The sequence below is a fragment of the Sphingobacteriaceae bacterium GW460-11-11-14-LB5 genome (assembly GCA_002151545.1).
Classification (GTDB): Bacteria; Bacteroidota; Bacteroidia; order Sphingobacteriales; family Sphingobacteriaceae; genus Pedobacter.
Map to the genome: position 1 here is coordinate 4288351 of CP021237.1, position 24146 is coordinate 4312496.

General features: G+C 39.8%; 16 protein-coding genes. 6 read left to right on the plus strand and 10 right to left on the minus strand.

Annotation, left to right across the window (positions count from 1 at the left end):
- Nucleotides 1-143 precede the first annotated feature (143 nt).
- The 3 genes from CA265_17185 to CA265_17195 all read right to left on the minus strand — a co-directional run bounded on the left by CA265_17185 (nucleotide 144) and on the right by CA265_17195 (nucleotide 4181).
- On the minus strand, nucleotides 144-668 hold the full coding sequence (locus CA265_17185) for a hypothetical protein (protein ARS41294.1): 525 nt from the start codon (nucleotides 666-668) through the stop codon (nucleotides 144-146).
- A 74-nt stretch (nucleotides 669-742) separates the two neighbouring features.
- The gene (locus CA265_17190; GenBank protein ARS41295.1) at nucleotides 743-2560 is read right to left on the minus strand and encodes a beta-N-acetylglucosaminidase; all 1818 of its coding nucleotides are present in this window, start codon (nucleotides 2558-2560) and stop codon (nucleotides 743-745) included.
- On the minus strand, nucleotides 2547-4181 hold the full coding sequence (locus tag CA265_17195) for an amidohydrolase (GenBank protein ID ARS41296.1): 1635 nt from the start codon (nucleotides 4179-4181) through the stop codon (nucleotides 2547-2549). Before CA265_17195 ends, CA265_17190 begins: the two co-directional genes overlap by 14 nt.
- Before the next feature lie 628 nt (nucleotides 4182-4809).
- On the opposite strand from CA265_17195, the gene CA265_17200 reads away from it, so the two are divergent.
- The 6 genes from CA265_17200 to CA265_17225 all read left to right on the plus strand — a co-directional run bounded on the left by CA265_17200 (nucleotide 4810) and on the right by CA265_17225 (nucleotide 13632).
- Nucleotides 4810-6648, plus strand: a complete 1839-nt coding sequence (locus CA265_17200) for a DNA mismatch repair protein MutL (GenBank protein ID ARS41297.1) — start codon at nucleotides 4810-4812, stop codon at nucleotides 6646-6648.
- Between the two features lie 314 nt (nucleotides 6649-6962).
- Complete coding sequence (locus CA265_17205; protein ID ARS41298.1) at nucleotides 6963-7694, plus strand: rhomboid family intramembrane serine protease; 732 nt, start codon at nucleotides 6963-6965, stop codon at nucleotides 7692-7694.
- Complete coding sequence (locus CA265_17210; GenBank protein ARS41299.1) at nucleotides 7687-8541, plus strand: rhomboid family intramembrane serine protease; 855 nt, start codon at nucleotides 7687-7689, stop codon at nucleotides 8539-8541. The genes CA265_17205 and CA265_17210 overlap by 8 nt, the downstream gene beginning before the upstream one ends.
- Nucleotides 8541-9653 carry an endonuclease gene (locus CA265_17215; GenBank protein ID ARS41300.1) on the plus strand — a complete coding sequence of 371 codons (1113 nt, stop codon included), beginning with the start codon at nucleotides 8541-8543 and terminating at the stop codon, nucleotides 9651-9653. The genes CA265_17210 and CA265_17215 overlap by 1 nt, the downstream gene beginning before the upstream one ends.
- A gap of 159 nt (nucleotides 9654-9812) precedes the next feature.
- On the plus strand, nucleotides 9813-10445 hold the full coding sequence (locus tag CA265_17220; protein ID ARS41301.1) for an NAD(P)H-dependent oxidoreductase: 633 nt from the start codon (nucleotides 9813-9815) through the stop codon (nucleotides 10443-10445).
- A 541-nt stretch (nucleotides 10446-10986) separates the two neighbouring features.
- Nucleotides 10987-13632 carry a hypothetical protein gene (locus CA265_17225; GenBank protein ARS43036.1) on the plus strand — a complete coding sequence of 882 codons (2646 nt, stop codon included), beginning with the start codon at nucleotides 10987-10989 and terminating at the stop codon, nucleotides 13630-13632.
- A gap of 227 nt (nucleotides 13633-13859) precedes the next feature.
- Here CA265_17225 and CA265_17230 read toward each other — a convergent pair whose 3' ends face one another.
- The 7 genes from CA265_17230 to CA265_17260 all read right to left on the minus strand — a co-directional run bounded on the left by CA265_17230 (nucleotide 13860) and on the right by CA265_17260 (nucleotide 24137).
- A complete protein-coding gene (locus CA265_17230) occupies nucleotides 13860-14819 on the minus strand; it encodes a D-glycerate dehydrogenase (protein ID ARS41302.1) in 960 nt (319 codons plus the stop codon).
- Between the two features lie 62 nt (nucleotides 14820-14881).
- Nucleotides 14882-15691, minus strand: coding sequence for a hypothetical protein (locus CA265_17235; protein ARS41303.1), 810 nt, complete (start codon nucleotides 15689-15691; stop codon nucleotides 14882-14884).
- A 4-nt stretch (nucleotides 15692-15695) separates the two neighbouring features.
- Nucleotides 15696-18020 (minus strand): collagen-binding protein, encoded by a 2325-nt coding sequence (locus CA265_17240; protein ARS41304.1) that lies wholly within the window; start codon nucleotides 18018-18020, stop codon nucleotides 15696-15698.
- A gap of 96 nt (nucleotides 18021-18116) precedes the next feature.
- Nucleotides 18117-19316 carry a hypothetical protein gene (locus CA265_17245; protein ID ARS41305.1) on the minus strand — a complete coding sequence of 400 codons (1200 nt, stop codon included), beginning with the start codon at nucleotides 19314-19316 and terminating at the stop codon, nucleotides 18117-18119.
- Between the two features lie 15 nt (nucleotides 19317-19331).
- Complete coding sequence (locus CA265_17250; protein ARS41306.1) at nucleotides 19332-21083, minus strand: glycosyl hydrolase family 5; 1752 nt, start codon at nucleotides 21081-21083, stop codon at nucleotides 19332-19334.
- Nucleotides 21084-21108: 25 nt separating this feature from the next.
- Complete coding sequence (locus CA265_17255; protein ARS41307.1) at nucleotides 21109-22515, minus strand: glucosylceramidase; 1407 nt, start codon at nucleotides 22513-22515, stop codon at nucleotides 21109-21111.
- Between the two features lie 92 nt (nucleotides 22516-22607).
- On the minus strand, nucleotides 22608-24137 hold the full coding sequence (locus CA265_17260; GenBank protein ID ARS41308.1) for a RagB/SusD family nutrient uptake outer membrane protein: 1530 nt from the start codon (nucleotides 24135-24137) through the stop codon (nucleotides 22608-22610).
- Between the last annotated feature and the right edge of the window lie 9 nt (nucleotides 24138-24146).

Below are 24146 nucleotides of genomic sequence, written 5' to 3' on the forward strand. Positions count from 1 at the left end.
TCAGCTAAATTGTTATGACCTCTCAATTAAACCCTGAAATCTATCTTTATGCCCTCCATTTCTTAATGGTCAATTTTTAAAATCAATTGCTTTATTGTTTGACCACCTAAGTCACCTGAGAACATTAAAGTTGACAAACCCTATTAATTTTTCAGCAAACTCCGTACAGAAACCTGTGGTGTTTCACCCGCAGGTACTATAAAAATGGCGTCATTTTCTATCGCTTGCCCTTCATCGAAATAATAACCTGCGGTAACCGGCATTATCGCGCTGATCATTTTTCCGTCTTTATCTTTGGTATAATAGGTAACGTTTATTAAATGGCTTTTCATACCAACCTGAACCTTTTTAGAAGTTAACCTTGCTCCTGTTGCGTTAATGCAATCCAGCTCAATAATTTTTGAATTGCCGATGGCTGATAAATCCAGCGAACTGGCCAAACGGATGTTAAAAGATTTGCCTGTATTGTTTTTCACAGAAGCCAAAACTTTATAGCGGTCGAAATCCTGATCTTTTATGGTTAACTTTTCCTTATTTACAACGGTATAGGTTACCGCAATTCCATTTAAATTTACAGTTTCTCCGTCTTTAATCTGCTGTGCATTTACGGTTGTTTTAAGTCCCAAAAAAAGCAGCAAAAAAGCTATAGTTTTGATACATTTTATCATCAGTATTCTGTTTTAGGTTTAGGTACTGAAATTACAAATAATAATTAAATCTGCTCCATCCTTACTATAACATTCTATTTCTTCGACTCGTCAATAGCTTTGTTTACTACATCCTCAATCCTGCCTCTAATTTTTAAGTTCGATAACTTATCGGTAACGGTGGGATTAACACGGTTTGATAAAAACACATATACCAAACCTCTTGATGGATCGACCCAAACGCAGGTTCCGGTATAACCTGTATGACCATAAGTTTGAGGAGAAGCCAGCTCTGAAGGATAATGTTTGGTCGTATCCGGATCCCAGCGATCGAAACCTAAACCCCTGCGGCTTACATTCGATTGTTTCGACGTAAACATATCTACCGTTGAATTTTTGAAATATGTTACACCACCATAAGTACCGCGGTTTAAAAGCATCTGATAAATAATAGCCAGATCGTTAGCACTGGCAAATAAACCGGCATGACCAGATACACCACCGGCCAAAGCTGCGCCCTGATCATGAACATAACCCACTAGCAAAGTTTTTCTGAAATACTTATCATCTTCTGTCGGTATGATCTGCTCCGGTTTAAAACGGTTACGTGGTAAAAAACCTGCGGTTTGCATACCCAATGGCTTATAAAAGTTTTCGTAGGTATATTGGTTTAAAGGTTCTTCGCTAATGTGTTCAACAATATCTTTCATCACATACATGCTGATATCGCTGTACACATATTTACCACGGGTTTTAATCGGCGAATTGAGCATCTTTGGCCACATAAAGTCTTTGAAAAAGCCTTTTTTGATATAATAGTTATCGGCCACTTTGGTTGGATAAGCCGCAGATGAATCCCTGCTGTAATCGCCTGTTTTTACATAATCATGAAAAGGAATGTAAGGGATAAAACCTGCCTGGTGCAACATCACTTCACGCACCTGAATATTGTTCATGGGTGTAGTACGCGCTTTCGGGATATAAGCGCCAATATTGGTATCCAGTTTCAGCTTTCCTTCTTCAAACAAACGCATTACCGCAGGGGTAGTTGCGGTTACCTTGGTTACCGAAGCCAGATCGAAAATATCGGTTACCTGATCAGGCACATGGGTATCGTAGGTATGGGTACCGTAAGCTTTATTAAAGATGACTTTACCATCTTTGGCAACCAAGACCACCAGTCCGGGTGTTGCTTTTTGCGCTATCGCTTCGGCAGCAATAGCATCAATCTCTTTTAAGTTATTCGAATTTAAACCCGCATCTTCAGGCACGGTGTATTTTAAGCGGGTGGCGGTTGTTGTAAAACCCAAGCCCATGGTATAACGCGCCGAGTAAGCTGTAGTTAATTTATTTGAAGCGGCAATTCCACCAAAAATATACTGCGGAACAATGGCTGCAGCATCCATATTGTTTTGACCTGTCCATACAATTGGCGATTTTAATAAATCGAATGATTTTAAACCAGGTCCGTTACCAAAAAAAGAAATGATTACCTGTTTATTTTTGCTGATACTGTTGATGAAATTGATGTATTTCGCTTTGCTTACATTTTGATCATCAATGGTAATTAGAATGGTATTAAAATATTTAAGATCATCTTCTAAATCGTTCAGGTTCACACTATCTTTATAAGAATCGGCAGAAAATGAAGTGATTTTACCATATTTATTGGCCAAACTATCGAACACGGTACTATAAGCAAAGCTCAGACTAACCGAAGCAATATTCTTTTTCTCCAATGATTTTAAAGGAATAATGCCCTCCTGATTGTTTAACAACACGGTTGTATTGGCTATGGCATTAGCAATAGCCAGTTTTTTCTCATTCGCTGTATGCTCCTGTGCGCAAGCCATTAAACATAAAATATTGCAGCAAAATGCTACAGCCAGGATACACAATCTATTTCGCTTCATATACTTTTTCTCCGTTCAGGTAGGTTTTTAAAACTTTGGTTTTTAATATGTTTTGTGGTGTTGATTTCAAAATATCGTGGTCGAGTATTACAAAATCGGCTAATTTGCCTTTCTCCAAACTGCCCTTTTCATGTTCTTCAAAATTGGCTTTTGCTGCCCAGATGGTCATTCCACGTAAAGCTTCTTCGGGTGTTAAGGCATTTTCCATCTGGAAGCCTCCTTTAGGGAAACCTTTTGCATCTTCTCTCACTGTTGCTGCATAAAACGTTAATAATGGATTAATGTTTTCGACCGGAAAATCGGTACCTAAAGGAATCCAACCATTTTGTTTTAATAATTGTTTGTACGCATAAGCACTTTTTAATCTTTCAGTACCTAAACGCTGTCCGGCCCAGTACATATCAGAAGTGGCATGCGTAGGCTGTACCGAAGGCACAATACTCGCCTTTCCAAAAAGATCAAAATCGTTCGCATTCACAACCTGGGCATGTTCAATCCGCCAGCGCTGATCGTTTTTGCCTTTTAAAATTTTATTGTAAATATTCAGGATTACCCGATTCGCCGAATCGCCAATGGCATGGGTGCACATCTGGAAATGATTGGCAGCAATTTTTGTGGCTACTTCTTCGAAATGTTTTTGATTGCTCAGCAAAAAACCCGTTTTATTGGGCATATCGCTATATGGATGCAACAGGCAAGCCCCGCGCGAACCTAAAGCACCGTCGGCATAAACTTTAAATGCCCGAACATTCAATCGGTCGGTTTTAATCGGCCCGCGGCTAAACAGGTATTTATAATTATCGGGTTCATCCGAAAGCATTACATAGAGCCGCATTTTGAGTTTATTCTCTTTCTGCAGTTTTTCGATAAAGTCGACCGCCAGATAACTTAAGCCGCAATCGTCAATGGTGGTTAAACCAGCAGCAAAGCAGTTTTTCTGCGCATCTATAAATATTTTTTCGGCTAGTTTAGCGTCTGGTGAAGGAATTTTACGTTCTACTAAAGCTACGGCATTATCAATTAAAACACCGGTGAGCTTTCCATTTTGGGTAAACATATCGCCACCTTCCAATTTCTGCTCGCCTTTAATACCGGCATCATCCAAGGCTTTTTGGTTGGCAATGGCCGCATGCCCATCGATACGGTTTAAGAATACCGGGCGATCTGGAAAAAGTGCCGTTAGTTTTTCATTTGTCGGGAAGGCTTTATTGTCCCAATCGTTTTGGTCCCAGCCATTACCGATTAACCAGCCATCGGGGTGCGTTTTAGCAAAATCAGTTAAGCGGGCAAGCACTTCATCCCAGGATTTTGTTTCCCTTAAATCGGCTGTTTGCAAACTTTGTCCATAGCCATAAAAATGGGCATGTGCATCTATAAAACCGGGATAAATAGCCTTACCGTCTGCATTAATTTCTTCTTTGCCCGCAAATCTGGCCCTGATATCCTCACTTTTACCCAACGCCAAAATTTTGCCCTCTTTTATAGCGAAAGCTTCAACCGTATCAAATGTATTGTTAACGGTATACACTTTTGCGTGATAGACAATTACATCAACTTTTTCCTTTTGGTTACAGGAGCTGAGCAGCAGAACAAAAAAAAGGCTGTATAAAATGGATTTCATATCGATAAAGATAGAAAATTGAAAGCATTTGGATTTGTAAATTCGGTTTTACAGAGGGTAGAATTTTTTGGCTCGGAAACACAGAATGCATGGATTTTATTTTCTTGGTTTCTTGCCACAGAAGCACCGAAAGTACAGCTTTCGTTCTCTTATTTTTTTTGCCACGGAAACACGGAAAGCATGGATTTTTAATTTACGCCTTGGCCTGTGCTTCACAGACAACCTCAATAACAACATTTTTGCGTAATAGATCCTGAAACAAGTTCAGGAGGACGACTCTTCGTAACCTGGATGATTGATTACTGCGTTTGTAATGACTGGCTCAAGTGAAATAAACCCGATGGAAGCGGTTCCGATCCTTCATCGGAATTAGCGGACAGCGGGACTACCCGAACCGACTGGCACCGGAACCTGCTTTTCAAAAAAAGAAAATAAGAAACTGAAGTATAAGCAATTAATTCGTTCTCAAACAGATTCTTTACGGCACTCCGCATGACAACTCAAGAAAAACAAGCCTGCCAGGCAATTAATTCTATTTAGCTACAGTCATTTACATGTTGAGTTTTAAACAAATCGGGTTCTTTAAGCTTATTTTGCATAATTTAGCGAATTCACTTTGCCATAATACATGACTGATATTATTCACTTATTGCCTGATGCTGTTGCCAATCAAATTGCTGCCGGAGAAGTTGTTCAACGACCTGCCTCAGCGGTAAAGGAATTGCTCGAAAATTCGATAGATGCCGGCGCAGATAAAATTCAACTGGTAGTAAAAGATGCCGGTAAGGCACTGATTCAGATTATAGATAACGGCTGTGGAATGAGCGTTACCGATGCCAGAATGTGTTTCGAACGCCACGCCACCTCGAAAGTAAAAAAAGCAGAAGATTTATTTGCCATCCGCACTATGGGTTTCCGTGGTGAGGCCATGGCTTCTATTGCGGCCATTTCGCAGGTAGAAATGAAAACCCGCAGGCATGAAGACGAAATTGGTACCTGCATTTCAATAGAAGGTGCACAGGTAACCAATCAGGAACCCGTAGCTACTTCCCCGGGAACACAGATTTCGATTAAAAACCTATTTTTTAATACGCCAGCCAGAAGAAACTTTCTTAAAAGTAATCCGGTTGAAATGCGCCATATTCTGGATGAATTTCAACGGGTAGCCCTGGCACATCCGGGGGTGTTTTTTAGTCTGCACCATGATGGAACCGAGATTTTTAACCTGCCAAAAGGCAATTTAAAACAGCGCATTGTCCACCTTTTTGGCAATAATTATAACGAACGTTTGGTTCCTGTTGAAGAGGAAACGACCATTATTAACCTAAAAGGATATATTGGCAAGCCTGCTTTTGCAAAGAAAACCAGGGGCGAACAGTTCTTTTTTGTGAATAACCGCTTCATTAAAGATCCTTATTTGAACCATGCGGTAAGCTCTGCTTTTGAAGAGTTACTGCCTGATGATAGTTATCCACTCTATGTACTGTTTATTGAGATCGATCCGTCGAAAATCGATGTAAACGTACATCCTACTAAAACAGAGATTAAATATCTGGACGAAAAGTCGATTTATGCCATCATGAAATCGGCCGTAAAACGTTCCATTGGCCGGTATAACATTGCACCAACCTTAGATTTTGATCAGGAAACTGGCTTTAGCAATATGATTACCCATAAAGCGGTTGAAGATATTGTACCACCGAGCATTAATTTTAATCCAGATTTTAATCCTTTTGCCAGCGATAGCAGTTCTACATCTGGTTATGCTACTTCACCGAGAAATTATGAAGCCAAACCAAGTGCTAAAAACTGGGGCTCGCTTTACGAAATAACAGAACAGCCTATTGTAGAGCAAACCTCTATTTATGCGGATGAAACTGTTTTAGAAACCAAGCAAAAGCAGTACATGCAATTGCACAACCGTTATATTGTTTCGCAGATTAAGTCGGGATTAATGGTAATTGACCAGCAAATGGCACATGAGCGGATCCTTTACGAACGTTTTCTCGTACATCTGGATGACCGCAAAGGTGCATCGCAGCAGAGTTTATTTCCTCAAACCATTACACTTAATGCCAACGATTTTGAACTGGCTAAAAGTTTACTGGATGATATAAAAAGTTTAGGCTTTGATGTACGGGAATTTGGGAAAAATACGTTGGTAGTAGAAGGTGTTCCTGTTGACCTGGGCAGCAGTAACATTAACGAAACACAGTTATTTGAACAATTGATTGAGGGCTTTAAAAACTCACAACAAGAATTAAAACTAAGCAAACGCGACAGCCTTGCCAGGAGTTTAGCAAAAAACAGTGCCATTAAAGCAGGAACGAGCCTTGGCCAGGAAGAAATGAATACCTTGATTGATGAACTTTTTGCCTGTAAAACGCCTAACTTTAGCGTGAGTGGTAAACCGATTATCCAAACCATTACTTTGGCAGAACTGGATAAAAAGTTTGAGAAAGGTTAGAAAGGTCGGAGGTCCGGAGTCGGAGGTCGGAAGACTAAGAGAAAAAGTCGGAGGTCAGGGGTCCGAAGACCGAAGATTGATTGGCATAGCAGAAGTTGAAGCCAACTAAACAGTTAACCAGCTTAAACAATTAACCAGGTTAAGCGTTTGGAGTTGGGCGTTTGGAGTATTAAGCTGGAATTCAGGAGAAGTCTGGTGATTAACGGTCATACAAAACTTAGATGCCCTTAGGTTTCTGAGGTGGTAAAAAAATTTGGAGTTAGGCGTTTAGCGTCGATTAACCCTTTTAAAAAATAACCGATTTTTAAAATTAAATGAATAACATATATATTCCACCAGTAGTAAAAAACCTACTGATTATTAACATCTTATTTTTCGTGGCTAGCTACCTGCTAACAACGCTCCACCTTGATGATCGGTTAGCAGTATATTATTTTGATTCTCCGAAGTTTGAGTTATGGCAGCCGATTAGCTATATGTTTATGCACGGTGGCATAGCACACATCTTTTTTAACATGTTTGCATTGTATTCCTTTGGAAGTTTGTTAGAATCGAGATGGGGAGGCAAAAAATTTATTATCTTTTATTTTATTACCGGATTAGGAGCACTTGCATTACAATGGGCCGTACAAGCTTACGAAGTACACCAGATTATCGGTAGTGCCACTAATAACGGAAAGATAAATCTTACCGCATTATTTCAGGGAGAGTTTAATACACAACAACTTTCAATGGCACAGGCGGTTACGTTACGCAGCATTTATTTCGGCGGCATGGTTGGTGCCTCTGGTGCTATTTTTGGTTTACTGGTGGCCTTTGGCATGCTTTATCCAAATGCCGAGCTGCTAATTATGTTTATTCCGGTTCCGGTAAAAGCAAAATATATTATACCAATTTATATTTTAGTAGAGTTATCTTTGGGTGTTGCCCAGTTTGAGGGCGATTCTATTGCCCATTATGCCCACCTTGGGGGCGCTTTAATTGGCTTTATACTGGTTAAAATATGGAAAGACAAAAACGATACATTTTATACACTCTATGAATAATACTTTCAAAGATTTAAAATACAAGGTTTTTCAATCGGGCAACCCATTGTTCTTTTACATTGGGATTAATGTAATGTTGTTTTTAATTATCGCTGTTTTTGGTGTATTTAGCAAGCTAAGTGGCCAAGGTAACACAGTTGATTTATTTGTAAGCGATTATTTAGGTTTACCTGCCAGTATTTCAAAATTACCTGAGCGATTTTATACCATATTTACCTATATGTTTATTCATGACGGGATTCTTCATATCCTGTTCAATATGCTTGGTTTATTCTGGTTCGGTAACATCTTCATGAATTTCTTAAAAAGCCGTCAGTTTCATTTTGTTTACCTGGCGGGTGGTTTATTTGGAGGTTTATTTGCTGTTGCCGCATTAAATATATTTCCGCTTTATGCCAGCGGATTAGCAGGCGTAACCATTGTAGGGGCATCTGCCGCAGTAATGGCCATTATTTTTGCCGCAGCAACGCTGGTACCGAATTACACCATCATGTTGCTTTTCTTTGGTGAGGTTAAAATTAAGTGGATTGCCATTGTCTATTTCATCCTCGATTTTATTGCCATCGGATCAGTAAATGCAGGTGGAAGTTTAGCCCATATTGGTGGTGCACTTTTAGGATTCACCTTTATTAAAAGTTTGCAAAGCGGAAGAGACTGGAGCAAAATTTTTGAGCGCAAACCAAAACTAAAAGTAGTTCGGAATGAGAAACCGGTTAAAAAACCTGAATTTAAAGGCGGTGTTTCTCAGCAGGAAATAGATGCCATTTTAGATAAAATATCAACCTCAGGATACGATAAATTAACAGCGGTAGAAAAAGAAAAACTATTTAAGGCAAGTAAAGATTAATGGCCACAAAAAAGAAGAAATATAGTTTTATGGATAAACTCCTTTTGCCCATTGCTGTTGCATTGGCAATTGCGATGCTTTTGGGGGTTCTCGCCGGTAATATGGATCCAAGAGCGCACACCATTATTGCTTTTTTCGGACTGGCCTACCCTTTTGTTTTATTCGCTAATATTATCTTTCTGGTTTGGTGGCTTTTAAGCAAAAAATGGGTTTTCGCAATCGCCACCATTTTGATTATTGCGCTTGGTGCTAAAACGTTAAAGGCCACCTTTGCCATTGGAGGTGATGAAGGTGGCGCGGAAAAGGCAGAAAACAGCATCAGAATGATGACTTATAACGTGCATAGTTTTAAATTATATGGCCAGGACAATACCGAATCGGTAAAAGAAAAAATGCTTCAGGTGGTAAAAGATCAAAATCCAGATATTATCTGTTTTCAGGAATTTTTTACCCGTTATAAAGGCGCATTTGACACGGTTGACAGCTTAAAAGCACTTTTGAATACAAAATACTACTACTTCGTACCAACCAATAAAAATGATTACGAAGCCACTGGCTTAGCCATATTCTCTAAATTCCCGATTAAAGATTCTGGTAAAATCCCTTTTGTTGAAGGTTTGGCTGGTAACATGAGTATTTATACCGATTTAAACATTAAAGGAAAAACCCTGAGGGTTTATAATGTACATTTTCAGTCGATATCTTTCGAAAAACAGGATTACGAATACCTGGACAAAGTGAAGGAAATGAATACCGAACTCCAGCCATCTAAACGGATTTTAAGAATGCTGAAAAGTGCTTTTTTAAAACGTAGCGGTCAGGTAGATATTATGAAGAAGGAGATGGCCACCTGTAAAACGCCTTACCTCATTGCAGGCGATTTTAACGATACGCCAGCATCTTACGTGGTTACTCAAATTACTGCCGGATTAAACAACAGCTTTATTAAAAAGGGAAACGGGTTTGGCAAAACCTATAATGGCAAATTCCCTAATTTTCAGATCGATTATATTGCCACCTCTAAAGAACTGGAGGTATTAAATTACAAAATTACCCAGGCCAAATTATCCGACCACTTCCCGGTACGCAGCGATTTGAGGTTTGTACCTTAATTTCTATTAAATATTCCCGTTGACTGAAGTCAACGGCTAAGAAAAATCCCTCTTAGCCAACCGAGACCAGGCAAAAAATTTTCTTACCATACATCAACATTAGACTTACCGCTTATCTGCATATTTGCCCTATAAAATTTAAAAAAAACATTCAAAAATATGAGCTTAATAGATGCCCTAAACTGGCGTTATGCCGTTAAGAAAATGAACGGTCAACCTGTTGAACAAGAAAAGGTTGATAAAATTATTGCTGCAGCACATTTGGCACCAACATCATCAGGTTTACAGCCGTTTAAAGTTATCGTGGTAACCAACCAGGAGTTGAAAGAGAAAATTGCGCCGATTGCTTTTAACCAGTCGCAGGTGATCGATTCTTCTCACCTATTGATTTTTGCCGCTAACGAAAACTACACAGAAGAAGGTATTGATGCCGTTTTCAGCAGAATGAATGCGGAGCGTGGCTTACCAGAAAGCGGAACTGATGCATACAAAGCGCAGTTAAAAGGTATGATCTTATCCAGAACTGCAGAAGAAAACTTTAACCACGCAGCCCGTCAGGCTTATATCGGTTTCGGTATTGCTATTGCAGAAGCCGCTTTGTTAAAAGTTGATGCTACTCCAATGGAGGGCTTTAATGGTCCGGCTTTAGATGAACTTTTAGGTTTAGATAAAAAAGGATTAAAAAGTGTTACCCTATTGCCTTTAGGGAACAGAGACGAAGCCGGCGACTGGCTGGTAAACCTTAAAAAGGTACGTTCACCTAAAGAAGAATTCTTAATCGAATTTAAATAACAGGCAAACAACATCATAATTTGAAACCAGCCGCTAAAATAGCGGCCGGTTTTGTTTTAGAACATATTTTGATGACGGCTTCCAATGTATCGTCCTGCTGAACTTATTTCAGCATCCTTATCGGTTGTTTCAAGATCCTGAAACGAGTTCAGGACGACGGTATGCAGAGTATTAAAGAGACCCGCATTTGTAATGTGGCTATCAACTATTTTCGTGGCGATAAAATCGCCCTTCTCCTCCCATCCTCGTTACAAGCGAGGACGATGATAGCGAGAACCACATCTGTAATGTGGCTATCAACCATTTCGTGGTAGTAAAATCGCTCTTCCTCCTCATCTTCGTTACAAACGAGAACAATGAACATTGGAATTTTTGTAAAAAAATGTTAAACATCATCACATTTTATGTGCTCTATTTATAATTGGATATATTTACGGGCTTAGCATTTAATATCCAATCCATGAAGATTTTTAGATTATCGTTTATAATACTTTCACTTTTATCAGCACTAAGTTTTTCTTCTTCGGCCCAAACCGATACCATCAGCATAAACAGCATCATTACCAAAACGAATAAGGTATTGAGCGATTATCCTGCTGAAAAGATTTATCTTCATTTTGACAAACCATATTACGCGGTAGCCGATACCGTTTGGTTTAAAGCCTACGTTACCGAAAACCAGAATTTCTTATCTGCAATTAGTAAAATCATTTATGTGGATGTGATTAACCAGAAAGATTCGCTTATCCAAACCTTAAAATTACCCATTACAGGTGGTTTTGCCTATGGCAGTTTCCCTTTAGATCAGATCAACTATAAACAAGGAAATTACCACATCAGGGCGTATACCTTATGGATGCTTAACACTGAAGATCCGGCTTATTTTAACAAGACTTTTTATGTGGGAGAAGCAATAGACAAGGAAGTAAAAACCCATATCACTTATAAAAACACCTCTACCGATAAGTTAGAAAAAATTGATGCACGCGTACAATTTAAAGATGCCAACAATAAACCTTATGCCAATAAAAATGTAAGCTGGCAAGTGGTAACGAGTTATACGGTTATTGCCAAAGGAAGGGGCACCACAGATGCCAGCGGTTATTTAACAATAGCCATGAGCAATGCACAAAAGGCAGAATATCAATTACAAAAAGGCGAACTGATTACCAGCATTAATACCACCGATAAAGATGTGGCCAACAGTAGCTTTCAGCTTAAAAACGCGATTGTAAGCAAAGATTTTCAATTTTTTCCCGAAGGGGGAAGTTTAATTGCCGGCCTAAGCAACAAAGTAGCCTTTAAAGCCATTAAAAGTGATGGTTTAGGCATTAACTCAAAAGGCACGGTAACTGATAATGATGGCAAAACTGTAGCTACTTTTACTGCGCAGCATTTAGGAATGGGCAGTTTCAGCTTATTGGCGGAAGCCGGAAAAACCTACAAAGCGGCAGTTACCTATGCCGACGGTACCACTCAAAATTATAATTTGCCTGCAGTTGCTGCAAATGGCGTTGCGGTAAATATAGATAACAGCAGTGCAGATAATATAGCCATAAAAATTGCAGCAAATGATGCTTTCTTTGAGCAAAATCAAGGTAAAAAGCTTTATTTAATTGCGCAGAGTAAAGGTGTTATCTGCTATGGGGCACAAACCGCATTATCAAATAAAGAATACAATACCACCGTACTTAAATCTAAATTCCCAAATGGAATTGCCCAATTTACCCTGTTTAATGAATTTGGTAAACCACTAAGTGAGCGATTGGTGTTTGTTCAGCATAAAAACACAATGGCAGTAGCCTTAACCAGTGCTGCCACCACCTACGGAATTAAGAAAAAGGTTAAAATAAATGTGGCGGCTAAAAAAGATGGCGCCCCGGTAGAAGGTAGCTTCTCGGTAGCTGTTGTAGATGAGTCGAAGGTTCCATCAAACGAAGATGCTACCAGTACCATATTAACAGGACTATTATTAAGCAGCGATGTTAAAGGTTATATCGAAAAAGCAAATTATTACTTTAATGCACCCGATGCGAAGAAAAATGCAGATTTAGATGTATTGTTGCTTACCCAGGGCTATCGCAGTTTTAAATACACTGATATTATTGCCAATAAATTACCTAAAATAGATTTCTTACCCGAACAAGGCATCGAAATTTCGGGTATTTTAAGACAGAATAACGGCATTCCGGTTAGAAAAGGAGCATTGTTATTATCCATTCCCGACAAACGTTTTAATTTAGAAGCGACCACAGATCCTGTAGGGAATTTTAAATTCCAAAACCTGATGTTTAATGACTCATCTAAAGTTACCATTACGGCTAAGTATAATGTAAACTATAAAAACATGACCTTAAGCTTAAATGGTGCGCCAGTGCCTACACTAACCAGAAACTTTAGTGCAGCTGAGGAGGTTTTAAATATTGATAGTGCGCTAACCAGTTATTTAGATAACAGCAAAAGACAATACGCTTATTTACATACTTTGAAAGACGTAAATATTAAAGCGGCAGTAATTCCGAAAGTCAGCCATAAAGATTACCCGGCCTTAAGCGGACTGAGCCAAATGGCCGACCATGAAGTGAGCGGCGATAGACTAAAAGGTTGTGGCTTACTGATTAACTGTTTACAGGGCATGTTACCGGGTGTAACCTTTGTAGATAATAATTTTTATGTGACGAGAGATTATAACCAGGGTAAAAAGATCCCCATGGGAATTTTTATTAACGGAATGAATGTTGACGTAAACCAGATTAATACTTTAGATGCTAACCAGCTCGAATCTGTTGAAGTGTTCTTAAGAGATGATTTAGGCCTGGTTAACCGTGCAAATAATGTAAACGGGGTAATTGTATTCAATCAAAAGAAAGCGCCTAAAGGCACTAAAATATCTAAAGCACAGCTGATGGATATGTTACCAAAATACTATGAGCTAACCTTTTCACCACAGGGTTACAACAAAGAAAAACAATTCTATTCTCCAAAATATGATGTGCCTGCCAGCACGAACCGCAACGATTTAAGAACCACCATTTATTGGAATCCAAAAGTTGTTACTGATGCAACCGGTAATGCTTCGTTCGAATATTATAACGCAGATGGTAAAGGCCAGTATAAAGTAATTATTGAAGGTATAGATGCCAACGGAAACTTAGGAAGATCGGTATTTAAGTATCTGGTTAAGTAGAGGGGTAATGGGAAATGTAAGATGGATGATGGAGTAAAACATGATGCCAATGGCTGAAATGGAAAATGTAAGATGGATAATGGAGTAAAAAGATGATGCTTATGGCTTAATAATGGAAAATGTAAGATGGATGATGGAATTTTAGCTATCGATTAGCCCCTCATCCACCTTACATTCTTACCTCTTACATTTTACATCATCCATCTTACATTTTTACATCTTACATCCTAAACCACCTCAAATGGAAGCTTCTCGCCATTCAATCCTGCTATTATATTCTTAACAATAATCTGGGCCATGGCTGCTCTGGTTTCTTCGGTAGCTGAGCCAATGTGTGGTAAAACAGCAACATTTTCCATTGACAGCAAAGGATTATTTTTATCCATCGGTTCGGGGTTCGTTACATCCAAACCTGCTCCCCATATTATTTTCTTTTCCAAAGCTTTGATCAAATCCTTTTCGTTATGGATAGCACCTCTGGCCGTATTAATGAAAATTGAATTGGCTTTCATCTGCTTAAAAACATCAAGTGTAAATTTATCCTTGGTTTCGGGTGTTAGTGCGGTATGGACAGAGAGTACATCACTTTGCGCCAAAAGCGTTTCGAAGGATACATACTTTGCACCGATTTCTTTTTCAGCTTCTTCATTACGCGATCTGTTGTGATAAATTACGGGCATTTGATAAGCACCGATGCATTTTTTGGCCATCTCCAGTCCAATTTTACCCAGGCCAAAAATCCCAAGGGTTTTGCCGTTCACCTCAATCCCAAGTTCGGGTGTGGGCTCATAGTTTTTCCACTCGCCTTTAATGATTTTTTTGTGTGCGAAAAAGGCCTTCCGCGATACCGCAAGCATTAATAAAAAAGCAGTATCGGCAGTTGCCTTGCTCAAAACCCCAGGGGTATTCCCAATCGGGATATTCAATTTTTTGGCTGCAGCTACATCTACCTGATCGTATCCTACAGAGTGTAGCGCAATCACCTTTAAATGGCTACAGGCTTTTAAAAATGCAGCATTAATTTTATTCGGACCCACGCTGATTAAGGCATCCTGATCCTGACAGGCCGCTATCAGTTCTTCTGCTGTAATCTGCCGGTTTTCTTTCCATTGGGTGATGGTTATATTGTTTTCTTCCAGTTCTTTTATTCCAACTGAAGCGATGTTGCCACTTATAAATACTTTCATGTTTTATTTAACACTAAAAATTATCAGGTGTTTTTAATCATTTAAACTACCACCAAATCACTTTATTTAACGGTGGCCGTAATTACCTGATAAGTATTTGCACTAAAGTAGCCCAAAGCCTGATTGGAGATGTTTGAAGTTGGATTGGCCGGAGTGGTTCCCTGGTTTGGCCCACGGTTGGATTGCTGACTCAAAGCATACCAATAATCGAAAATATTCGAATCGATACACTCCATTTCTATTTTAATCTTATCGTTCGAATTCAACTCATCACTGTCGTGATCGTTGGTAGGTGGTTTAAAAAATAACTGGATCCTTAAGTCGTTTCCATTTGTTAAACGATCGTTATTTACATAAAAACGCTCTGATAAAATATCATTAACATACAGGTTGAAATGATAAAAATTGGTTTCGTTGGCCGGATCTTTAAAGAATACGGCAGCGGTTTTACGCTCTCTCCCAAAGAAAAAGTTTTTAATCACGCCTATCGAATCCATTTTAACCACATTGGGCATTTTCGAACTGGCCGTGTAAGTTTGCCCTTCGGCAGTAACATTTAAATTATAGGTAACACCAGGTACGCCCTTCATCTTGTTGATATAAGTACCAGGGGTGCCAGCTTCTTTAAATACAAAAGTATTTCCCTTATTATCGGTAACCGTAACTGAAGCACCCGAAACTTTCGGAAAAATATTGGTTTCGGTGTAACCGATGGTTTTGCTGATCTTAATCTGTTGATCGATCAGCGAATCGTTAATTCTACCTTCAATTACCAGCTGAGGATCGGCATTTTCCGTATCAATTTCAATAATTTTCTTACAACCTGTTAAACAGAAAGCAAACAGCGAAAAGTATATAATCAGTTTTTTCATCCTTTTAAAATTTAAAGTTCCAGGTAATTGATGGAATAAGACCGAATAGCGAAGTTTGCTGGGCAGCAGTTTTACCCGGATGATCCGGGTCGGTAATAAACTCAATGGCGTAAGGATTTTTGCGGGCAAGTAGATTGTAGATACCAAAATTCCAGCTCGACTGGTATTTCTTCCTCACCTTTCCTTCAAGGGTTGCACTCACATCTAAGCGCATGTTGTAAGGCATACGACCCGCATTTCTTTGCGTATAATAGTAGGCCATTTGTCCACCAACACTATATTTTCCTGCCGGATAGGTTACGGCATTACCTGTGCTGTAAATAAAGCTTGAAGAGAAAGTCCACCGTTTGGTCATGTTGTAAATACCAACCACTGAGATATCATGTGTACGATCCTGCCTTGCCGGAAAATATTTACCATCATTAAGTTCTGTAAACTTACGCTCCGTGCGCGATAAGGTATAACCCACCCAACCATTCAGCTTGCCAAATTTTTTCTTAAAAAACAACTCCATTCCATAAGCCCTGCCTATTCCATATAAAAGTTCTGATTCTACATTGGAGTTGGCCAATAATTCGGCTGCATTTTTATAATCGATCTGGTTCTGAAGCCACTTATAATAAATCTCACCTGAGAGTTCATAATTATTATCCTGGATATTTTTAAAATAACCCAAAGCCACCTGATCGGCTATTTCGGGCTTGATATTATTGCTGCTCAACACATACTGATCGGTTGGCGAACTAGAGGTGGCATTGGTTAAAATATGTACATTTTGTGTATTGCGGTTGTAAGAAGCCTTAATCGAATTTTCTTCATTAAACAGATAACTTACCGAAAAACGTGGCTCGAGGTTAAAGTAATTTTTATGGAATTTACCCTTAGCTACATTTTCAGTCGATATGATATTTCCATCAGCATCATAGGTGCTAAAATTACCAGGCCCCATTAAAGAAAAAGCCGCCAAACGCACGCCATATAAAAAGTTTAAATGTTCGTTTACCGCCCACTCATCAGAAATATAAGCAGCCGATTCGATCCCGTAACGCCTTTCCTGTGTCAGCGAATTCACCTGCGATGCTTCATCGCTGTCGATATCGATCGGAGAGATGCGGTGCTGAGTGGCGTTTACCCCAAAACGAAGGGTATGTTTATTGCTGAAATACTGAAAATCTTCTTTAAAGTTAAAATCGCGTACCAATGAGGTGGCCTTAAAATTGGTGGCATCATTTAGCAAGCGAACGGTATAATTATAGTTATTGTAAATTAACGAGGTATTGGAAAACAAACGGTCGTTAAAAATATGGTTTAAACGGATGGTGGTGGTTACATTCCCCCAGTTGTTCTCAAACAGGTCTTTAACACCAATATTATCTTTACCGAAATAGCCGGAAATGTAAATGGTATTTTTATCATTGATTTTATAATTCGCCTTGGCATTAATATCGTAAAAATTTAAAGTACTGCCGTTAACGGATGAATCTGGCGAAGCCCTTAAAAACAGATCGATATAAGTCCTGCGGAAACTCACCATAAAGGAGCCCCTGTCCTTTACAATCGGCCCTTCTGCTTTTAAACGCGAAGCAATTAAACCAATACCGCCCTGAAATTTAAACTCTTTATTATTCCCATCATCCATTTTAACATCTAAAACCGACGATAAACGACCTCCATATTGTGCAGGCATACCACCTTTATATAAGCTTACATCTTTTATGGCATCGGCATTAAAAGTAGAGAAAAAGCCAAGTAAGTGTGATGAGTTATACACGACAGCCTCATCCAGAATAATTAAATTCTGATCGGCAGCTCCACCGCGAACATAAAAACCTGTATTCCCTTCACCGCCAGATTTTACGCCGGGCAACAGCTGGATGGTTTTTAAGATATCCTTTTCGCCAAGCAACACCGGGATAGAATTAAGCGATTTCATATCAATCCTTTCCAGGCCCATCTGCGCACTTTTAACGTTGTCGTTTTTACGGTTGTTGGCACTTACCGTCACTTCGTCTAAATCGTTTGCACTCTTTAATTCCTCATTTAACTTGGTATCTTTTGTTAAATTGATGGTTTTAACAACGGATGTGTAACCCGTATAACTTATCGCCACGGTATAGGTACCTTCGGTTTGTGTTAATGCAAAATAACCATAATTATTGGTTAGGGTTGCAGCTGTAGAAGCGCCGGAAATCCTTACCGTTGCACCAATCAAGGTTTCGCCTGTGCCTGCATCGCGAATGGTGCCGCTAAGGGTAATTTTTTTTTGAGCAAAAATAGTTGTGGAGAGAAAAAGAAGGGAGAATAAAGCTAAGTAGTATTTTATGAGCATATCGGCTACTATCTAATTTTTAAGGTGGAAACCAAATGTACGAAATCCCAGCCCTATTAATGGGTAACGGTGAATTTCTTAATACAAGTTTGGTTTTTACTTATTAATAACGGGATAAATGGCAATATGGTGTGAGCGTAACCGGTATGGACTTAAATGATCTTTACCCGCCTGCTGAAAGCTGATCAATTTTGAAGATTCTTTAGGCATATGACAGTCGATACAATTGCTACTGAGCGCTCCTTTTGCTAAAGTGATTTTGCTGTGATTGGTGCTTTTGTGGCAATTAATACAACGCTGCGAGTAAAGGCTTAAATTCCCTTTAATATTTTCGTGTGAATTGTGGCACGATTGGCAAGTCATGTTTTCGCTTTTCCGATAACAATTACTTCCCTGTAACATGGCGCTTTGATTACCGTGAACATCAATATTACCTCCACCAAAACCTGTAAAATCCTGCGAATAATAGGCATCCAGATCGTCGCCGGGCTGGAAACCGAATACAGATCGCTGTGCCACCAAAGTATTGCCCGAATGACAAACGGCGCAAACATCCATTTTCTGTTTACGCGTAAGTGTTTTAAACAGGGTGATAAATTTCGCAGTCTTTTCTTCAGGATTTTCCATATGGAACACCACGTGCTGTTTGCCCGGCCCGTGACAGCGCTCGCAATCTATCCCATAAATGATAGAACCTTTCTCCATTTCCTCATCTTTTGAAAAAGTAGATGTTTGAGTGAGCTTAATATCTACATAGGAAGCATGACACTCCAGGCAGCGGCTGGTTATTGCCCGGTCATAATAAAAACTTTCTTTCGGAAAACCAGGACTGATGGCCCAATTCTGAATGGCAGTAAAGTACGACAAAGGCAATTCATACAATTTCTTTCCCTGCCAATAAGCATAAGTAAAAGCCTTTTCGCCCGAGCCGAATTCGATATCGAATTTTTGGGAACGAACTGCTTGGCCATCCTGATAAGCCACCTGAAAAATACCACTATCTCTTTTTTCGATCACCACTTTTTGGTGTGCGCTGAACAAAAAACTGTTCGAATCGGGTGCAAAAACCTTTAACAATTGTGCATCTACCACAGGTTTAGAGGTAAGTCCGTGCGCACTATGCGCATAAGACTGTGATAAATCTTTATGGCATTTCACACAGGTCGCCGCTCCGGTATAGGCCTCACCTCTTACATCTACGGGTAATTGATCAGCCACATTCATACATCTCGACAGCACGATGATTGCAACGGCAATTGCCCCTAAAATAAACAGGATACGTTTTGCGCCTTTCAAGATGATGTTTTGTTTTTATTTTACAAATTGAATATAACCAAAATTATAACCGCCTGCAGCGGTTAAAATCTTAATTTTTTGTTTGCCTGCTTTTAAAGCTACCTTTTTAACTTCAAAAGTGCTAAACTTTTTAGGGTCTCCGGTATTAGGGATCACAACATTCTGAGCAACTTGTTTACCATCAACAATAATGTTAATCCTGCCTGCGGCATTATCGGCTGCAGCATTTATTTTTAACGTGTACGTTCCTTTTTGCGACACATTTACGGTGTACTGTAACCACTCTCCTTTTTCGATATGGTTTACATAATACTTTTCGTACTGTGTAGAATCTTTTGCAATATCTACACCATCATTCCGGTAAATCCGGCCGCGGTTACCTGCACTTCGTTTTCCGGTTGAGGTATGGTAATCGGCTGTATCTGTATCAAAGTAAGCTTTGCCATTTTTACCTAAATCGTAATCTACAGCATACACTATACTTTTATTTTTGATTAAACTGGTCTTGAAAGGTTTGGTTCCATTGCTAAAGGGCTGGCGGATCATGGCATCGATCACATCGTGGTGGATGATGGTGTTTTCTAATCTCGAATAAATAGCCAGCTCCATTAAACCGCTGTACACATTGCTATCTTTAGGCTTATTTCCACCGTTATTCAGGTACTTCACCAGTGCATCATAATTAGGATTGGATTTAATTTCCATCGGATTATTGCCGCCGATTTTTTTCAATGGCCACCAGGACCAGCCGATATTATTTTTTTCTAATAGATGGATGGCATCCGTAAACCAAACATTCGAATTTTCGCCCGTTTCGCCCAGCCAAACCGGAACGTTCTGTTCATCTCTGGCTTTAATAATATGGGCTATTGAAGCCTGATCATTATAATTCCAGTATTTGTGGTAGCTCAGTACCATGTTTTTGTCCCAAAGCGGGAAAATGCCGTTGTAATTATTCCCCCAGCCATTTCCTTCGATAATAATGATGTGTTTTTGATCAACTTCACGGATGGCTTTGGTAATCTCGACCATTAACTTACGCAAAGGCGCATTCACTTTTTCTTTCGTTCCGTTTTTATCTTCTTCAGGATTGGTGAAACCATAATTAGGCTCATTCAAAATGTCGTATGCACCAATGTAAGGTTCATCTTTATATCGTTCGGCCAGTTTTTTCCAAAGTGCTATGGTTTTTTCCTGGTTAGCCTCACTATCCCATAAATACGGTTTGGAGGGATCACGGTCGGCGATGTTTAGATCGTTCCCTTGTCCGCCGGGTGCAGCGTGTAAATCTAAAATGAGGTACATGTTATTGGCCTTACACCACGACAACAAACTATCGGTTAAAGCAAAGCCTTTTTCCAGCCAGGTATTTTTACCGGCAACAGGTTCTTTATCTACCGGCAAGGTATACAGATTGTAATGCATAGGGAGGCGGATGGAATTAAAGCCCCAGCGTTTCATGGAGTCCACATCGATTTTGCGCATGTGATTGGCCAGCCAGGCATCGTAAAACTCCTGGGTTTGTTTTGGGCCCATCAATTCTTCTATGCGCTCGCGAATCCGATACTGTTGTGCCTCTTTATTGATTTTGAGCATATAACCCTCTTGCAACATCCAGCCACCTAAACCAAAACCACGGAGTAAAACATTCTCCCCTTTTTGGTTCACTATTCTTTTACCATCGGCTTTTAAAAAACCCTGACTAAACCCTGTAAACGAAACGGTACTGAGCAGAAAAATATATAATATCGATTTTGTGAAAGACATAAAAATAAGATTAGGTTTTAGAGAATTACCAGATATAAGTGGCTACAGATCCTTTATCGAGTGTTGCAACGAGCATTTTGCCATTAAAACCAATGTTAAAGGTATTGGCGTTTTTTCCACTATTGGCTACAATTAAAACATGTTTACCATCTGGGGTTTTAAAGGCAACATTGGGCAGATCGGTCAAATCATTTGTAGCTACCCGAACAGCACCCGGTCGTACAAATTTAGAAGCATGCGCAATGGAATAATAAGCCAGGTTCCTGCTATAGGTATCTTGATCAATCGTTACTGCACCCTGGCACATCGAACAACCGCCCCTGTCGGTATAAGGTTTATTTTCAGGATCGGCAGCTAAATTCCATTCAAGCACATTTTTGCTCCAGTTACGGGTAGCCCCGATAATTAAGCGCCTAACGGGATTCACAATTTTAATATCTGTAGCATCTGGCTGTTCAACGACCATTTGCTCCGAGAAGTAAATATTCTTATCAGGATGGGCATTGTGCACATCACTTAAAGCTTCGATCTTTCCCCCATACAAATGAAAGGCAGATCCATCGATATATTTTTTGGCTTCAGGATCATCTAAAATGCTAATCGGGTAATCGGGCCGGTCGGCATTATGGTCGTAAACAATAATTTTGGTTTTGATATTGGCTTTGGCAAATGCAGGGCCTAAGAATTTTTTTACAAAAAGTGCCTGATCTGGTGCAACCATCAGCAAGCTAGGGTTATTGCCCGGATGCAAAGGTTCATTTTGAACGGTAACCGCATCAACAGGGATTCCTTCTTTTTGCATTTCCTTTACATACCGCACAAAATATCTGGCGTAAGCATTGTAGTATTCGGGTTTTAACATCCCGCCACGGGCATCGTAAGTGGTTTTCATCCATAAGGGGGGAGACCATGGCGAACCCATAATTTTTAACTTTGGGTTTATAGCCAGGATTTCCTTCATTACCGGAATCACATCCACTTTATCGGGGCCCAGGTCAAATTTAGCCTGCGTTAAATCGGTTTGACCTTCTGGAAGGTCGTTGTAAGAAAATACTTTTTCATTTAAATCGGAAGCGCCAATGCTTAGCCTGATGTAACTTACCCCAATGTTGTTTCCATCGGTAGCAAATAATTCTTTGAGTAAGGCAGCCCTGGCTTGTGCCGACATTTTAATGATATGTTGTGCACTTCCACCGGTTAAGGCATAACCAAAACCATCGATAGTTTGATAGGTTTCTTTATCGTTTACGGTAATGCTTGGCCAATTGTTTTTTGTAGCCGTAAAACTTAAAGCGGCTGCCTGCCTGGCGAATAAAACAGACCGATCTGCTTTGGTCAGCCAAACTTCAGGCTGGTTTTGGGCAATAACAGCAAAGGAAGGAAAGGTAAAAACAGCAACAATAAAAAGGCGAAAAGCTTTGGTAGAAAGCATAGATAAATGATGATCAGATTAAAAAAAACAGGAAGAAAGATTTCGCTTTCTCCCTGTTAACAATTAAACATTAAGCGTGCATAGATGAGATTTTATTTGGTACCACCCCATTCTTTATTCTGCTCGATTTTGGTGTTATTCAGTTCGCCTTGCGGAATAGGAAAAACTTCGTGACGTCCAGCAATGAAACCTTTCGAAGCCAATGTTGCAGCAGCTTTGCCCCAACGTACAAGATCAGGAAAACGCTGGCCTTCGCCTGCTAGTTCCAATCTTCTTTCTTTTTCAATGTTGGCCTGTGTTACGGCAACGGGATTTAATCCTACCCTTGCACGAACGGCATTAAGCAAAGCATAAGCCCTTGAGCCTGCGCCTACTGCCGCACCGGCATTCATCAAAGCTTCAGCCTCCATTAAATAAGTATCGGCCAAACGGATTTCGTATTCATCTATTCCGAAATTTAACTCTGGTGTATTTGCGGCTGCCTGGGTAGTTAAGCCCATGTACTTAGCAAAGAAATACCCTGTGTTATTGTACCCGGCAGTGTACTTGGCAATACCATTAGTTTGCAAACTATCTAAGTTGGCTACCGTGGCCGCATTTCTCGGATCGAAATGGATGAAATCAAAAAAGGCTTTTGTAAATACAAGGAAACTATAGCCGCTAAAATAATCAGGAGCAGTAGAAACCGTTTTGCTATATCCACGTGGACCCGTTGTGATGGATAATAAATTACCTTCGCTATTACCGGCTGCAGACCAGTTACCGTTAGATTTATTGCTGTGCACAAACTCTATGATGGCTTCTGAATTGAATTTATTGCTTGGTTTCCACAAATCACCAAAATTAGGAATAAGCTTGTAGCCATAAACCGAAGGTGAAACACCAGGTGCAGTGCCGTTTACCACAGCAAACTGATCTGCAGCTGCCTGCCATTTTTTCTGGTACAATAAAACCTTGCCCAGTAAGGCCTGTGCAGCACCTTTAGTTAAGCGACCACCTTCTGTAGCAGCCGGAACTGTATTTGGCAATCCTGGTATAGCATCAGCTAGATCTTTTTCTACATAAGCATACACTGCAGCTGGTGCAGCCTGAACAACATTGTATAAATCTTTTGGATCAACAGTGCCTTCTATAATTGGCACATTTTTAAAGAAGGTAACCAGATCGAAATAAAATGCTGCACGCATGGTTTTGGCTTCGGCAATATACCTCGCTTTTAAGGTCGCATCCATCGGGATATCTACAATTTTTTGCAGCAGAACATTCACTCTATAAATTCCGCTATATCCTCTGCTCCAAAGGTAACCCTGAGGACCTGTGCTGGCATTAAGTGTATAGGTTTGCATCACCTGCAAATCATTAATATCACTTGGGCCGCCCCCACCTGCAAGCTGATCATCGCCTGCAACACTCATGACAGCCGATTTATCGTACAAGCCACCCGATTGGTAAGCAAACCTATCGTATATGGCCACCAAACCCGTAAAGGCATCGGCTTGTGTTTTATAATAATTATCTAAAGTTATACGGTCTTGCGGATTTACTTCCAAATCCTTTTTGCACGAACCCAACGATACAGAAAGTACAACTGCTGTAAAGTATAAAAAATTCTTTTTCATCATGATTTAAAT